15 protein-coding genes are annotated in these 13,109 nt (G+C 64.0%); 10 read left to right on the top strand and 5 right to left on the bottom strand.

Features of this window, described 5'->3' with window-relative positions; genetic code table 11:
• Positions 1-61 precede the first annotated feature (61 nt).
• On the bottom strand, positions 62-496 hold the full coding sequence (locus DY926_RS14345; RefSeq protein WP_116703988.1) for an RrF2 family transcriptional regulator: 435 nt from the start codon (positions 494-496) through the stop codon (positions 62-64).
• Positions 497-576: 80 nt separating this feature from the next.
• Here DY926_RS14345 and hmpA point away from each other — a divergent pair, with 80 nt between their 5' ends.
• Positions 577-1,788 (top strand): NO-inducible flavohemoprotein, encoded by a 1,212-nt coding sequence (hmpA, locus tag DY926_RS14340; RefSeq protein ID WP_116703987.1) that lies wholly within the window; start codon positions 577-579, stop codon positions 1,786-1,788.
• A 162-nt stretch (positions 1,789-1,950) separates the two neighbouring features.
• Here the strand turns inward: hmpA and DY926_RS17390 are convergent, their stop codons facing one another.
• Complete coding sequence (locus DY926_RS17390) at positions 1,951-2,115, bottom strand: hypothetical protein (RefSeq protein WP_158552030.1); 165 nt, start codon at positions 2,113-2,115, stop codon at positions 1,951-1,953.
• A gap of 157 nt (positions 2,116-2,272) precedes the next feature.
• Between DY926_RS17390 and DY926_RS14335 the strand changes: the two genes are divergently transcribed.
• The 6 genes from DY926_RS14335 to cowN all read left to right on the top strand — a co-directional run bounded on the left by DY926_RS14335 (position 2,273) and on the right by cowN (position 6,653).
• Positions 2,273-2,614 (top strand): cupredoxin domain-containing protein, encoded by a 342-nt coding sequence (locus DY926_RS14335; RefSeq protein ID WP_116703986.1) that lies wholly within the window; start codon positions 2,273-2,275, stop codon positions 2,612-2,614.
• A gap of 1 nt (position 2,615) precedes the next feature.
• A complete protein-coding gene (locus DY926_RS14330) occupies positions 2,616-3,446 on the top strand; it encodes an FTR1 family iron permease (protein ID WP_116703985.1) in 831 nt (276 codons plus the stop codon).
• Positions 3,447-3,808: 362 nt separating this feature from the next.
• Positions 3,809-4,666, top strand: a complete 858-nt coding sequence (locus DY926_RS14325; protein ID WP_116703984.1) for an AraC family transcriptional regulator — start codon at positions 3,809-3,811, stop codon at positions 4,664-4,666.
• Positions 4,656-5,561 carry an isopenicillin N synthase family dioxygenase gene (locus DY926_RS14320; protein WP_116703983.1) on the top strand — a complete coding sequence of 302 codons (906 nt, stop codon included), beginning with the start codon at positions 4,656-4,658 and terminating at the stop codon, positions 5,559-5,561. The genes DY926_RS14325 and DY926_RS14320 overlap by 11 nt, the downstream gene beginning before the upstream one ends.
• Positions 5,562-5,611: 50 nt before the next feature.
• Positions 5,612-6,289 (top strand): Crp/Fnr family transcriptional regulator, encoded by a 678-nt coding sequence (locus tag DY926_RS14315; protein WP_241503244.1) that lies wholly within the window; start codon positions 5,612-5,614, stop codon positions 6,287-6,289.
• 88 nt (positions 6,290-6,377) lie between these two features.
• Complete coding sequence (cowN, locus tag DY926_RS14310) at positions 6,378-6,653, top strand: N(2)-fixation sustaining protein CowN (RefSeq protein ID WP_116703982.1); 276 nt, start codon at positions 6,378-6,380, stop codon at positions 6,651-6,653.
• 174 nt (positions 6,654-6,827) lie between these two features.
• Here the strand turns inward: cowN and DY926_RS17385 are convergent, their stop codons facing one another.
• Positions 6,828-6,989, bottom strand: coding sequence for a hypothetical protein (locus DY926_RS17385; RefSeq protein WP_158552027.1), 162 nt, complete (start codon positions 6,987-6,989; stop codon positions 6,828-6,830).
• A 378-nt stretch (positions 6,990-7,367) separates the two neighbouring features.
• On the opposite strand from DY926_RS17385, the gene DY926_RS14305 reads away from it, so the two are divergent.
• Entirely contained in the window at positions 7,368-9,311 is a 1,944-nt protein-coding gene (locus DY926_RS14305; RefSeq protein ID WP_158552024.1) for a tetratricopeptide repeat-containing sulfotransferase family protein, read from the top strand.
• Between the two features lie 145 nt (positions 9,312-9,456).
• Positions 9,457-10,053, top strand: coding sequence for an NAD(P)H:quinone oxidoreductase (gene wrbA / locus DY926_RS14300; RefSeq protein ID WP_116703980.1), 597 nt, complete (start codon positions 9,457-9,459; stop codon positions 10,051-10,053).
• A gap of 58 nt (positions 10,054-10,111) precedes the next feature.
• On the opposite strand, the gene DY926_RS14295 is transcribed toward wrbA, so the two are convergent.
• The gene (locus DY926_RS14295) at positions 10,112-11,032 is read right to left on the bottom strand and encodes a LysR family transcriptional regulator (RefSeq protein ID WP_116703979.1); all 921 of its coding nucleotides are present in this window, start codon (positions 11,030-11,032) and stop codon (positions 10,112-10,114) included.
• 192 nt (positions 11,033-11,224) lie between these two features.
• On the opposite strand from DY926_RS14295, the gene DY926_RS14290 reads away from it, so the two are divergent.
• A complete protein-coding gene (locus tag DY926_RS14290; RefSeq protein ID WP_116703978.1) occupies positions 11,225-11,926 on the top strand; it encodes a pirin family protein in 702 nt (233 codons plus the stop codon).
• A 23-nt stretch (positions 11,927-11,949) separates the two neighbouring features.
• Here DY926_RS14290 and qhpR read toward each other — a convergent pair whose 3' ends face one another.
• A complete protein-coding gene (gene qhpR / locus DY926_RS14285; protein ID WP_186336184.1) occupies positions 11,950-12,957 on the bottom strand; it encodes an AraC-like transcriptional regulator QhpR in 1,008 nt (335 codons plus the stop codon).
• Between the last annotated feature and the right edge of the window lie 152 nt (positions 12,958-13,109).

The following is a 13,109-nucleotide window of genomic DNA, read 5'->3' as shown; positions in this document are numbered from 1 at the left end:
ACAGCCGCGCGATCAGGCCGGAAATTGCATGATTGCCCCCGCGGGCGTAGCGCGCCGGTGTTCAGGCCAGGCGCTGGCGCTCGTGGGATGTAACGACATCCGCCAGCGTGTAGCCATCCAGCACCGTCATGAAGGAACCCAGCGCCTCGCCCAGCGCGCCGCGCAGGCGGCAGGCATCGGCCAGCAGGCAGGGGGCCGTATCCTTCGCGCCGCCCGATTGCAGGCAGCCGACCAGCGCCATGTCTTCCTCCGTATGGCGCACGACATCGCCAATGCGGATTGCGGATGCAGGGCGGGCAAGGCGCATGCCGCCACCGCGCCCGCGGATGGTTTCAATAAAACCGCCCAGGGCAAGCCGATGGATGATCTTCATCAGGTGGTTTTCCGAAATGCCATATGCCGTCGCGATTTCACGGATCGAGGACAGGCGATCCGTATGGACGGCCAGGTACATCAATGTCCTGAGCGCATAGTCGGTATGAAGGGTCAATCGCATCACATAAAGATATACGCCATTGACATCTTTTTCCAGAGGGTATTGAAAGATGTGCGTAACTTACATCTTAGGAGTGAAACATGGCTGCTCCCCTGGACGACGCGACCCGTTCCATCATCAAGGCCTGCGTCCCCGCGCTGGAAGCGCACGGCGTTGCGATCACGACGGAAATGTACCGCCGCCTGCTGGCCAACCCGGACATTCGCGACCTGTTCAACATGTCCCACCAGAAGGATGGCGAGCAGCCGCGCGCGCTTGCGCTGGCGGTGCTGGCCTATGCCCGGAATATTGATAACCCCGGCGTGCTGGGGGCCATGATCGAACGCATTGCTGAAAAGCATGTGGGCCTGAACATCCTGCCCGCGCATTACCCCTATGTGGCGGAGGCGCTGCTGGGCGCGATCGCCCATGTGCTGGGTGATGCTGCAACGCCGGAAATCCTTGATGCATGGGGCAAGGCGTACTGGTTCCTGGCGGATGTGCTGATCGGGCGTGAAAAGGAAATCTACCAGTCCCATGAAGTCGCGCCGGGTGGCTGGGTTGGCTGGCGGCCGTTCCGCGTTGGCCGCCGCGTGCGTGAGAGCGAGACGGTTACCTCCTTTGAACTCGTGCCGACCGATGGAAAGCCGGTCATGCGCCATGTGCCGGGGCAGTATCTCAGCTTCCGGCTTGATGTGCCCGGCCATGGTTCGCAGCGACGCAACTACAGCATCTCGTCCGCGCCGGACGGGGCTTCCTACCGCATCAGCGTGCGGCGCATCCCCGGTGGCGTCGTGTCCGAATGGCTGCATGACAGCGTGCACGAGGGCACGGAACTGCAGGTTTCCGCCCCGGCGGGTGACTTCGTGCTGGGCGGGCCTGCCGCATCCCCGATCATGCTGCTCAGCGCCGGTGTGGGCCTGACGCCGCTCATGTCCATGCTCGATACGCTCATGGCGGGCGAGAGCGCGCCCGCCATCCATTACGTGCACGCCACGCGCACCCCGCAGACCGAGGCGTTCGGCCAGCACATCCGCAAGCTGGCGACGACCGGTCGGGTCCGGCATGATGTGTTCTACAGCCGTGAAACCGCGCTGGAGACAGCGGAAGATGCAGGCACCACGCAGCATGCGGGCCGTCTCACCCCCGCATGGCTGAAGGCGCAGGCCCGGCCGGATACCGTGTACTATATCTGTGGGCCGGATGGCTTCATGCGGGAGATGGTTGCGGTGCTGAAGGCCGCCGGGGTGCCTGATGCGGCGATCCGGTTTGAGTTCTTCGGTTCCGCGGCGGATGCGGAACTGGCGGCCTGAATATAAACTTCTGATAACAAACAGAAGTTTTTGGGTGCCATCCTTTTGAAAAAAACCGCCCTGACTGGCGGAGTGTGCCCTCAGCGGCTGTTCAGGCAGCTTTCGGGGCATGCGTTTTTGCGGCCCCCGGCAGGTTCATGGCCTGCCGGGGGCCGTATGGTTTTACCACCGGCGTCCCGGCCCGTCGCGATAGGGTCCGGGCGGGCCATGGGGGCGGCCATACCCGTCATGCCAGCCACGATGGTAGTGGTGGTAACGGGGGCCGTAACAGCCCGCGAGTGTCAGCAGCAGCGCGCAGGCGACAAGTCTTTTCAGGCCCTGGTTCATTGTGTCCTCCCTGGCTGTAGGGGGCCAACGCCGCAGGAAATGAAAGGTTGGCCACCGCCACGCACGCCAGCCCCGGGGGCGGCGGATGGGCATGTCGCATGGTTTGACATTGCGAACCAATCTCATTATTGGGGAAGTATTACCCAATGGATGACCCATGCGAATTTCATTCCCCCAAATAATTCTTGCATCCGTTCTGGTGGCCGTGGCCGGGACCGCACGCGCGGTGGAGCCGATCCATCTGGAAGTGAAGGACCATCACTTCACCCCCGACCACTTTACGGTGCCGGCGGGGCAGCGGTTCATCATCGAACTGACGAACCATGATGATACGGTCGATGAATTTGAAAGCTACGACCTGAAATTCGAAAAGATCGTGGTGCAGGGCGGCACGATTTCGGTCCATGCGGGGCCGCTGCACCCCGGCACCTACAAATTCTTTGACGACTACCACCCCGACAGCGCCACAGGCACCGTAACCGTGACGGAGGCCCCCTGACATGCTGGGCAGTCTTCTGATCGTTTTCCGTGAGGTGATGGAAGCCGGGCTGATTGTCGGGATCGTGCTGGCGGCCACGCAGGGCATCCCCTTTCGCGGGCGGTGGATCGCGGGGGGCATTGGCGCGGGCGTGCTGGGGGCGGGTATTCTGGCACTCTTTGCCGGGGCGCTGTCACAGGCGCTGTCCGGTAACGGGCAGGATGTGTTTTCGGCGGTGATCCTGTGCCTCGCGGTGGTGATGCTGGGCTGGCATATCGTATGGATGGCCCGCCATGGCCGTGAAATGGCGCGCGACATGAAGGCCGTCGGGGCCGAGGTGGCCAGCGGCAGCCGCTCCCTGCTGGCCATGGCCATTGTCGTGGCCGTGGCCGTCCTGCGCGAAGGGATGGAGGTGGTGCTGTTCCTGTACGGCATCGCCATTTCCAGCGGCACGGGGCCGGTGCCCATGCTGGTTGGTGGCGTGCTTGGGGTCGTGGCCGGGGCCGGGCTGTCATGGGCGCTGTACCGGGGGCTTGTGGTCATTCCGCTCAACCGCCTGTTTGCCGTAACCGGGCTGCTGGTCACGTTCCTTGCGGCGGGCATGGCCAGCCAGGCGGCGGCCCTGCTGGCCAGTGACGACCTGCTGCCCGCGCTGGGCTATGACATATGGGATACGTCGTGGCTGCTGTCGGATGGCAGCATGGTCGGCCGTGCGGCCAAGGCGCTGTTCGGTTATTCCGACCGGCCCACGGGCGTGCAGATACTGGCATGGGTCTGCACCTGTATCGTGCTGACGGTAACGGGGCATCTGGTGCGTCATCGCCCCGCCGCGAAAGTGGCCCATTCCGCCTGACATACGCGCCTGTGCGCGTTCTGCCCTGAACGGGCGCGGCTTGGGGTTAGCCTGCGGGCGCCCCACCGACCGGGTGCGGGACCGGAGCATGGATTCCGGCCCGACTAGCCCCTGAACGACCGATAGCCTGCAAATTCTGACCGGGACGCCATGCCCGTCGGGTGCGCCCCGGCGGGCATGGCCGTTTTGCTGCCCCGACGTTCCCCTGCCGCCATCATCCGGTTACGCATCCTCTCCCGTTTTCAGCTCTATCCGGAACATAATCATAATTATGGATATGTTTTTGTGCCGTCCGGTCATTTCATGCCCGTGCGGGGGGAATTATCTGTAGGGGGGCAAGAAGGTAATGCGGGGATGCTGGAATGCTGTCGTTTCTGAACAGGGGTGCGAACTTCTCCTTTGGGGAGATCGCCTATCCACGCGGGGGGGCGTTCCGGGTGGCCGGGCAGCCCTACGCATGGATCCTGCTGGTGGAGGCAGGCTCCATGCACACGCTGGTCGATGGGCAGGAATACGGGCTTGAGGCCGGGGAGTGCGGCCTGTTCGTGAACTGGGAGGGGCGGACCTCCTTCTACGCGCCGGGCAGCCATGTCTGCTGGTGCGAAACGCCGCTGCTGGCGGGCGACCCGGCAGGCGGCGAGATGATTGCGGAGTGCATGCCCGCGTCATCGCGCATCCGCACCCTGTTCCGCGAGGGGCTGGGCTGCGGCCTTGAGCGTTCGCCCGAGGCCGACCTGCTGCGCAACGCGCTGGGCGAGGCGCTGTTTGCTGCATGGCGGTTTGAAACCGGGCGGGAAGACACATCCCACCTGCCCGAAGGGCTGGCGAAGGTCCGCGCCTATGTCGAGGCGCATTATTTCGAGCCACTCGACCTCCAGCGCCTTGCAGGCGTGTGGGGGGTTACGCCGCCCCATCTGGTGGCGTCCTTCCGCCGGTATTTCGGCACCACCCCCATGCGCCATGTGTGGGACATACGCACGCAGGCGGCCATCCGCATGATCCTGCGCACCGACATGCCGCTGGCCACCATTGCCGAACTGTGCGGCTTCGGTTCGCCCTTTCACCTTTCACGCCTGGTGCGGCGCATGACCGGGCTGTGCCCGCGCGACCTGCGCCAGCGCGGCACGCACCAGCCGGGCTCGGTGGAAACGGGCGACGGCATCCGCACGCAGAACGAAATCCTTTCCGATAACATGACGGACCAGTCCTATGTCTCATGATATTCCGGTTATTGACATCACGCGCCTGAGGGAAGGAACCCCGGCGGAGCGCAGGGAAGTCGCCGCCGCCCTTGGCCGCGCCTGCCGCGAGACGGGCTTTTTCTACATTACCGGCCATGGGGTGGACCCATCGCTGCTGCGCGCGGTGTTTGACGCATCGCATGCGCTGTTCGCCCTGCCCGACGCGGAAAAGGAACGCATCGCGCGCAGCCGGGTGGGGCACAACCGCGGCTATGTCGGTTACGGCGTGGAGCGGCTGGACACCGCCGCCCTGCCGGACCGCAAGGAAGCTTTCAACATGGGCCGCGAGGCAGCGGGCGAGCCCGCCAACGCATGGCCCGACATACCGGGCTGGCGGGATCTGATGGTGGGCTATTTCGCGGCGTGCCAGAGCGTTGGCGCCTCGCTGCACCGGGCTTTCGCGCTGGACCTTGGCGTGGATGAGGATTTCTTTGTTGATAAATTCACCCACCCCATGGCCACGCTGCGGCTGCTGCACTACTGCGCGGCGGAGCCCCGGCCCCGCGCGCCGGGGGCTGGCGCGCATACGGATTATGGCAACGTGACCATCCTGGCGGTGGATGGCGTGGCCGGGCTGCAGGTGCGCCCGCGTGGTGGTGACTGGATCGACGCGCCGATGATACCGGATGCGTTTGTCTGCAACATCGGTGACTGCCTGATGCGGTGGAGCAACGATGTGTATGTCTCGACCCCGCACCGTGTGCTGCAACCGGCCAGTGACCGTTATTCCGTGGCCTTCTTCCTTGACCCGGATGCCGATGCGGTGGTGGAGCCGATCATGGCCCGCCCCGGTGACACACCACATTACCCGCCCATTACCGGCGCGGATTACCTGCGCGAACGGCTGGAGGCGACATACGGCCACACGCCGTGATGTAGGGGCGGGGCACCAGCCATGGCATGATATTTGCGCCACTGCCGTAAATGATGCCACCGCATGTTCATGGCCCCGCCACCATTATGGACCTGCTGGAAGGGCAGGCGGAAACACCCCTGCGGGCCGCCTTCCGGCTGGTGGCGTACGACCGTGGGCAGCTCCTTGCCGGGCCGGATGATACCGACTGTATATTCATTGTCCGGACCGGGCGGCTGCGGGCCTTCCTGCTGGCCTTTGACCGTGAGCTGAGCCTTGCCTACCTGAACCGTGGCGACATGTTCAGCACCCATACGCGGCTGCAGATGGAGGCAACCACCTTCACGCAGCTTTTCATGGCCCGCCGCTCCGCCATCGAGCGGATCGCGGCCGCGCATCCCGCACTCCAGCACGCGCTGATCCATGGCCTTGCCCGGGTGCTGGGCCAGACCATCACGTTGATCGAGGACCTTGCCTTCCACCATGCCCGGGGGCGTATCGCGCGCTATATCCTGCGCTGCGCGGCACAGGGCGGTGCGGGGCTGCAACGCGGGCAGGTCGTGCCGCTGACGCTGGGCATGGAGGAAATGGCCGCGCTGCTGGGCACGACACGGCAGACGGTCTCGACCGAATTCAACGCCATGATCCGCGAAGGCGCATTTTCACGCGAGCGCCGTGGCTACCTGCGCATGGGCAATGTCGCCCTGCTGCGGAACTGGGCCAGCGGCGCGGATACGGGCACGGGCTGATCCGCCCGTTATGTCGGCCATCTGACAGACAGCACGCGCGCGGCACTTCACACTCCCCATCCGGTTTGGAAAATACAGGGGGATAGGGATGTCCGCACAGATCGACAGGTATGTCAGCTTCAGGAATGTTGAGTGGGAACGCAGGACGGCGGAGGTGTTTGACCTGCTTCAGGTGCATTTTGACACCAATACCAGCCCGTTCTGGAAATACTTCCTCCGGCAGCGCGACATCGCCCATTATCAGGGGCTGGACGACCTGCGGGTGCTGCACAACTTCCTGCCGACGCTGAAGGATATTCTCGAAGATCTTGATGACGGCGTGACGCTGGGCAAGCTGGAGGAGCTTGAGGTGCTGTGCATGTAGCACACCATCGGATTGGCCCGCTGCACGCTGGCGGCTACAGGCCACGCCCGGCGGGTTCCGGCATGGCGGGGTGATTGGCACGGGTGACATGGCGGTTCCGTCCATGGGGCGTGAAAAACCATGTCATCCGTTACTGGCCCGGATGGGGCCATGGGGAATGGTGGCGCGGTCAGGTTACTTCCTGCGCCATTCCAGGTCTTCAACGGGGGGCTCGAACTTGTTCATGATGTAATCTTTTTCATCGATTTCATCTTCCCGTTCCCCGTTGAGCACGACAATACGGTTGTCCTTGCCATCATGGCCGCGTACGCGCCACAGGCCTGTCCATTTAGACATGGCTTACCTCATTATGTTCATAAAAAGTGCAAGATAATACTATGGGATACAAGTACTAACTCACGACAAATAGTGTTCCTGTACTGCTTCATGTCAACGCCGGGCGTTACATGACTGCCGTGTGCGCACGGCATCTATATTGGAACGATTTATGCAAGGGCACCCATTTCCCGCATGTAATGTCATGAATACGCCCTGAAATACGTCCGTAAACGGACAAAAGGGGGCTGGCGGGGATATTCCGGCCGCATGTTGCCATGCCGGATTGCAGGCGTTGGCCATGTGGGGAACCTGTCCTATAAAACGGAGCGGACCATGGCGGTCTGGCCGGGCCGACAGGGTCCACGAGACGCGTTTACCGGGGGGAACGGGGCACCAATGCAGGAAACTCAATTATCCAACAACCCGCCACCCGAGCCTGCGGGCCAGCAGGACGCGCATATGCATGCGCTCATGAAGTATTATGAGGATGTCCTGACCAAAAGCCCGGACCACCTTGAGACAATGTTCATTCTGGGCACGCTGTACGCCCGGCATGGCAGCCCGGAGCGGGCCATACCCATGCTGCGCAGGGTGCTGGCCCACAACCCTGAAAATGCCGAAGGCTTCCATACCCTCGGCCGCGCCCTGCGGGAGACGGGGCATATGCGCGAAGCCACAGCCGCCTTCCGCCAGGCGGCCACGCTGCGCCCGTATTATCGCGCTGCCCTGGTCGATCTGGGCGATGCGCTGGCAAAATCCGGTGACCAGACCGGGGCGGTCGGGTGCTACCAGCGCATCCTTGCCCTTGATGGCCATAACAGGGAAATCACCCGCTACCGTGACATACTGGCGGCCAACCCGAGGGATGTCGCGACCCTGATCGACCTTGGCCGCACATTCCGCGCCATAGGCCGCCATGGCGAGGCCGCGGGCCGGTTCGAACTGGCCCTGCGCTACGCGCCCGACAATATCGAAGCCGCCATGGGCCTTGGCGCGGCGTTGACGGAGCTGGGCCGGGTGAATGACGCGGTGGCGTGCTATCAGACCCTGCTGGCGCGGCATCCCGACTGTTACACGGGGCATATGAAGCTGGGCAGGCTGCTCCACCAGCACCGGCATGTGAACGAAGCCATAAGCCATTTTGAAAAAGCCTGCGCCCTGAAACCGGACGAGGCCCCGGCGCAGGCCGCGCTGGCGGCGGCGTTGCAGGAAATCGGGCGGATCGGGGAGGCGGCGGCGTGTTTCCGCCGGGCCATAAGCCTCGCGCCGGAATGTACGCGCTACTACCAGTGCCTGACCCGCATCACGCGGCTGGCCGCCGATGACCCGGTCCTGCCCGCGCTGCGCAGGCTGGATGCGGACACGACCCTGCCCCTGTCGGACCAGGAGCGGGCGGACATCCATTTCGCACTTGGCAAGGCCCTGTCCGATATGGGCGAGCACCAACAGTCCTTTGCCCATCTGTTGAAGGGCAACGCCCTGCACCGCCGCCACATCACGTATGATGAGGGCAGGATGGACGTGGGCATGCGCCGGACGCGCGACCTGTTTACCGCAGGGGAGATCGAGCGGCTGTCGCGTGATGGTGATCCGTCGCCCCAGCCCGTTTTCATTGTCGGCATGCCCCGGTCAGGCTCCACGCTGGTGGAACAGATACTGGCAAGCCACCCGGGGGTTTACGCGGCGGGGGAGGTCAGCACCCTGCTCGATACGTTCAGGGATGCCGCCGCGCGCTTTCCCGCATGGCGGACGGTCTCCCCGCTGGGGAAGCTCACGCATGAGGAACGGCGTTTCATTGCCAGTGACTACCTCCGGCGGCTCAACGCGCTGGTAACGGACTGGCCGGGGCAGGGCGCACCCCTGCGTATTACCAACAAGACGCTGGGGAACTACCTCTATATCGGCATGATCCGCCAGCTATGGCCCAACGCCCGGATCATCCACACCATGCGCGACCCGGTGGATACGTGCCTTTCATGCTTCGCCACCCCCTTCAATGCGCAGGAATTCACGTTCGATCTGGGTGAACTCGGCCGCCGCTACCGCCAGTATCATGACCTGATGGCCCACTGGCGGCATGTCCTGCCCCAGGGCGCGATGCTGGATGTGCGCTATGAGGATGTCGTGGATGACCTTGAGGTCAGCGCGCGCCGCATCATCGCCTATTGCGGCCTGCCGTGGGATGATGCGTGCCTTGATTTCTACAGATCCACGCGCCCGGTCAGGACATCCAGCGTCGAACAGGTCCGCAACCCGATCTACCGCACCGCAATAGGCCGGTGGCGGCCCGATGCCGCCACGCTGCGCCCGCTGCTGGAGGGGCTGGGCGACCTGGCCTGACCGGCAGGCGGCAATGGCTGCGGGCCTGTTTGTGGAAATTCAATGTTTCCGGATTTTCCATATCCACTTTCCCTGTGCCGGTTATGGTCAGGGGGTCTCGCTTACCCGAGCGTAACCACCACCAACCCGGAAAGGGAGCATGACAATGCCCAAGGTTCTTGTTCTTTACTATTCATCCTACGGCCATATCGAAACGATGGCCCATGCCGTGGCCGAGGGCGTGCGCGCGGCGGGGCTTGAGGCCGATGTGAAGCGGGTGCCCGAACTGGTGCCCGAGGAGGTGGCGCGCACGCACCACTTCAAGACCGAACAGGCCGCCCCCATCGCCACCACGCGCGAACTGCCGGAATATGATGCGATCATTGTCGGCGCGCCCACCCGCTTTGGCCGGCTGCCCGCGCAGATGGCCAATTTCTGGGACCAGACGGGCGGCCTGTGGCTGAAGGGCGCGCTGGTGGGCAAGGTGGGGGCGGTGTTCACCTCCACCGCGTCGCAGCATGGCGGGCAGGAGACGACGCTCTACTCGCTCATGTCGAACCTGCTGCACCATGGCATGGTCATAAGCGGCCTGCCTTACAGCTTCCAGGGCCAGCTCACGCTCGATGAGGTCACGGGCGGTTCCCCCTACGGCGCGACCACCATCGCGGCGGGGGACGGCTCCCGCCAGCCCAGCGCCAATGAACTCGATGGCGCGAAGTTCCTTGGCCAGCACGTGGCCGGGCTGGCGAAGAAACTCGCCTGATCCCGCACCCCATGCCCCCGGATTCCATTTTCGGGGGCATGGGCCTGCTGGCGTGCGTTCAGCTTTCCCCGCTGGCCCATGGCGGGTGCGCGAACGCCCCGACCAGATAGTCCATGAACGCATTGACCCGCATGGGGCGCAGCGGGTTGCCGCCCGTAACCAGATAGAGTGCGATGGGCGGGGCCTCCCACTGGGGCAGCAGGCGTTCCAGCCTGCCGGAATGTAGCCCGTCCCACACCATGAATTCGGGAAACAGCCCGAATCCCAGCCCCGCATGCAGCGCGGGCAGGAAGGCTTCCGCGTTGTCGGCCCGGAAGCGGGATGTCTGTGACAGCACGAATTCTCTGCCGGTTTTCTCCTGACGCAGCCGGATCATGCCGGGGGCGGATGTGTTGGTATAGACAAAGCTCTTTTCGCCCACCAGTTCACGCGGGTGGGTGGGGTGGCCGACGCGTGCGCAGTATTCGGGGGTGGCGACAAGCACGAGCCGCACGCCGCACAGCCTGCGCGCCCGCAGCGCGGAATCCGCCAGTGCCGCGATGCGCAGCGCCACGTCATAGCCCTGCGCCACGATATCGACCACCGCATCGCTGAAGTCGATCGCGATGTCGATTTCAGGGTAGCGGGTCAGGAAATCGGGCAGCAGCGGGGCGAGGTGTCGCATGCCGAACGTGATGGGCGCGGTAACGCGGATCAGGCCGGAGGGGCGCTGCGTGCCGCCACGGGCCTGTGCCTCGGCCGCCTCTGCTTCGGCCAGGATGCGGCTGGCATGTCCCAGCAGCAGCCGCCCCGTTTCGGTCAGGGACATGTGGCGCGAATTGCGGTTGAACAGCGCCACCCCCAGCGCCTGTTCCAGCCGGCTGACCGCCTTTGAAACCGTAGGGCGGGAAAGCTGGGTGTCCTCCGCCGCGCGGGCAAAGGAGCCAAGTTCCGCAACCCGCGCGAAAATCGCCCATGCTTCAAGGTCTGGCAGTCTCATGAATGGCACCTTGGGAAATGATCGACCTGATCGTTTCCATAGCCTGTCCACACGGCTGCTGTCGTCCCCCCATGGAGCGGTTTATGTAAAATGAATGGAAACAATGCCTTTCCATGATTGCCATATACGACCACATAACACCGGCGGTAATCTTGCATCAGTCAACACAATGCCCGAACAGGAGCAGGTATCATGATTGAAATCCGTCCCTATGACCGGCTGGGCCATGCGGATCACGGCTGGCTGGATGCGCGGCACCATTTCTCGTTCGCGGGGTATCATGATCCCGAACGCATGGGCTGGGGCGCGCTGCGCGTATGGAATGACGATGTGATCGCACCCGGCACCGGCTTTGGCGCGCACCCGCACCGGAACATGGAAATCATCACCTATGTCCGTGAAGGCGCGATCACCCATCAGGACAGCCTCGGCAACACCGGCCGGACCGGGGCGGGGGATGTTCAGGTCATGTCGGCCGGGACCGGCGTGCGCCACAGCGAATACAACCGCGATGACGTGCCCACCCGGCTGTTCCAGATCTGGATCATGCCCGACCGCGCGGGCCATGCCCCCTCATGGGGGACGCGGGCCTTTCCCCGGGCGGAACGGGCCGGGCAGTTCGTGGTGCTGGCATCGGGCCGGGCAGGGGATGGCGACGCCCTGCCGATCCATGCCGACGCCCGCGTGCTGGGTGCGACGCTCAGGCAGGGGGAAAGCACGACCTATCACCTCGGCATGGACAGGCTGGGCTATCTGGTCGTGGCGAAGGGCGCGGTGGTGATCGAGGGGCAGACCGTCAGGCAGGGTGATGGCGCGGCCATTTCCGCAACCGCCGTGCTGTCGGTTCACGCCACGGAGGATGCGGAGGTGGTGCTGGTTGACACCATCGCCTGAACCACCGGGCAGGGGGGCAGTCGCTACGCCATGTTCTGCTTGCGGTAGGCGCGTGGTGACTGCCCGCTCCATTTACGGAAGGCGCGGCTGAACGCACTGGTTTCCGTATAGGCCAGCGCCCGGGCGATCTCGCTTATGTCGTGGCTGGTGGTGGTGAGGTAACGCAGCGCCTCGGCATGGCGGGTTTCCTCCAGTATGGTGGAATAGGTCAGGTTTTCCTGCGCCAGCCGCCGTTGCAGCGTCCATGGCGGCAGGCCCATGCGGCGGGCGATGTCCACGAACTCGATATGCCCGACCGCCAGCGCGCTGCGGATGTGCCCGGCAATCTGTGCTGATAACGGGCTGCCGGCGGGTACCTCGCACTGCGCCCCCGCCAGTGAAATGAGCGATGAACGCACCACCTTCAGCAGCGACGGGTTGGCGTTGGGCATGGGAATGTCCGTACCCTTTTCACGGAACACGAGCGCGTTGGTCATCTGGCCAAAGCGTACGGGGGCCTGAAAGGCATCGGTATGCTCATGCGCCTGTTCGGGGCGGGCATGGGCGAAATGTATTTCCTCCGGCGCCCAGTCCGGCCCCATGGCGTGGCGCAGCACGTTGCAGAACATGCCCATGGTCAGTTCCGCATCGTGCCGGCGCTGGGTGATGCGGGGGTCTTCAATTACGTATTCAAGGTGCAGCAGCCCGTCGCGGCGGATCAGCCCGGTGCGGGTATGCGCCTGATGGTAGCCGAAATGTGAAGCCAGATTCGCCACCGCATCCCCCAGCGTGGGGGAGAGGAGGGCGACATACCCGATCAGGCCCAGCATGTCGGGGCGGAACTGCTGGCCAAAGCGCAGGCCGATGTTGCCGTCCTGCGTGTCGCGCGCGGCCTCGCTGAACAGGCGGCAGTAGGCGCTGAGATCCAGTTTTTCCGTGGGCAGGGCGAACTGGCGCGGTGAAAGCCCGGCCCGCCCGGCAATGCGGTCTATATCGCCCCCGTGGCGGGTAATGAATTCTTCAACGCCATGCGCGGCGGCAGCCAGGACCATGGCGGCGCCGTCCGGTCTTGATGCATGAACCATGGGTTCTCCGCTCAGCAATCTGTTGGTGCCTATTATCCGATAAGGCCGATTGTGCGAAATTGTTAAAACTTTGTCCCGCCCGGTCAAGTCAGCATCGCTTCGCCATGGTTATTATTGCG

Source organism: Komagataeibacter melaceti (assembly GCF_003403295.1).
GTDB classification, from domain to species: Bacteria; Pseudomonadota; Alphaproteobacteria; order Acetobacterales; family Acetobacteraceae; genus Komagataeibacter; species Komagataeibacter melaceti.
The sequence above is the reverse complement of the archived record's forward strand: the minus strand, read 5'-3'. Positions and strand labels throughout refer to the sequence as shown.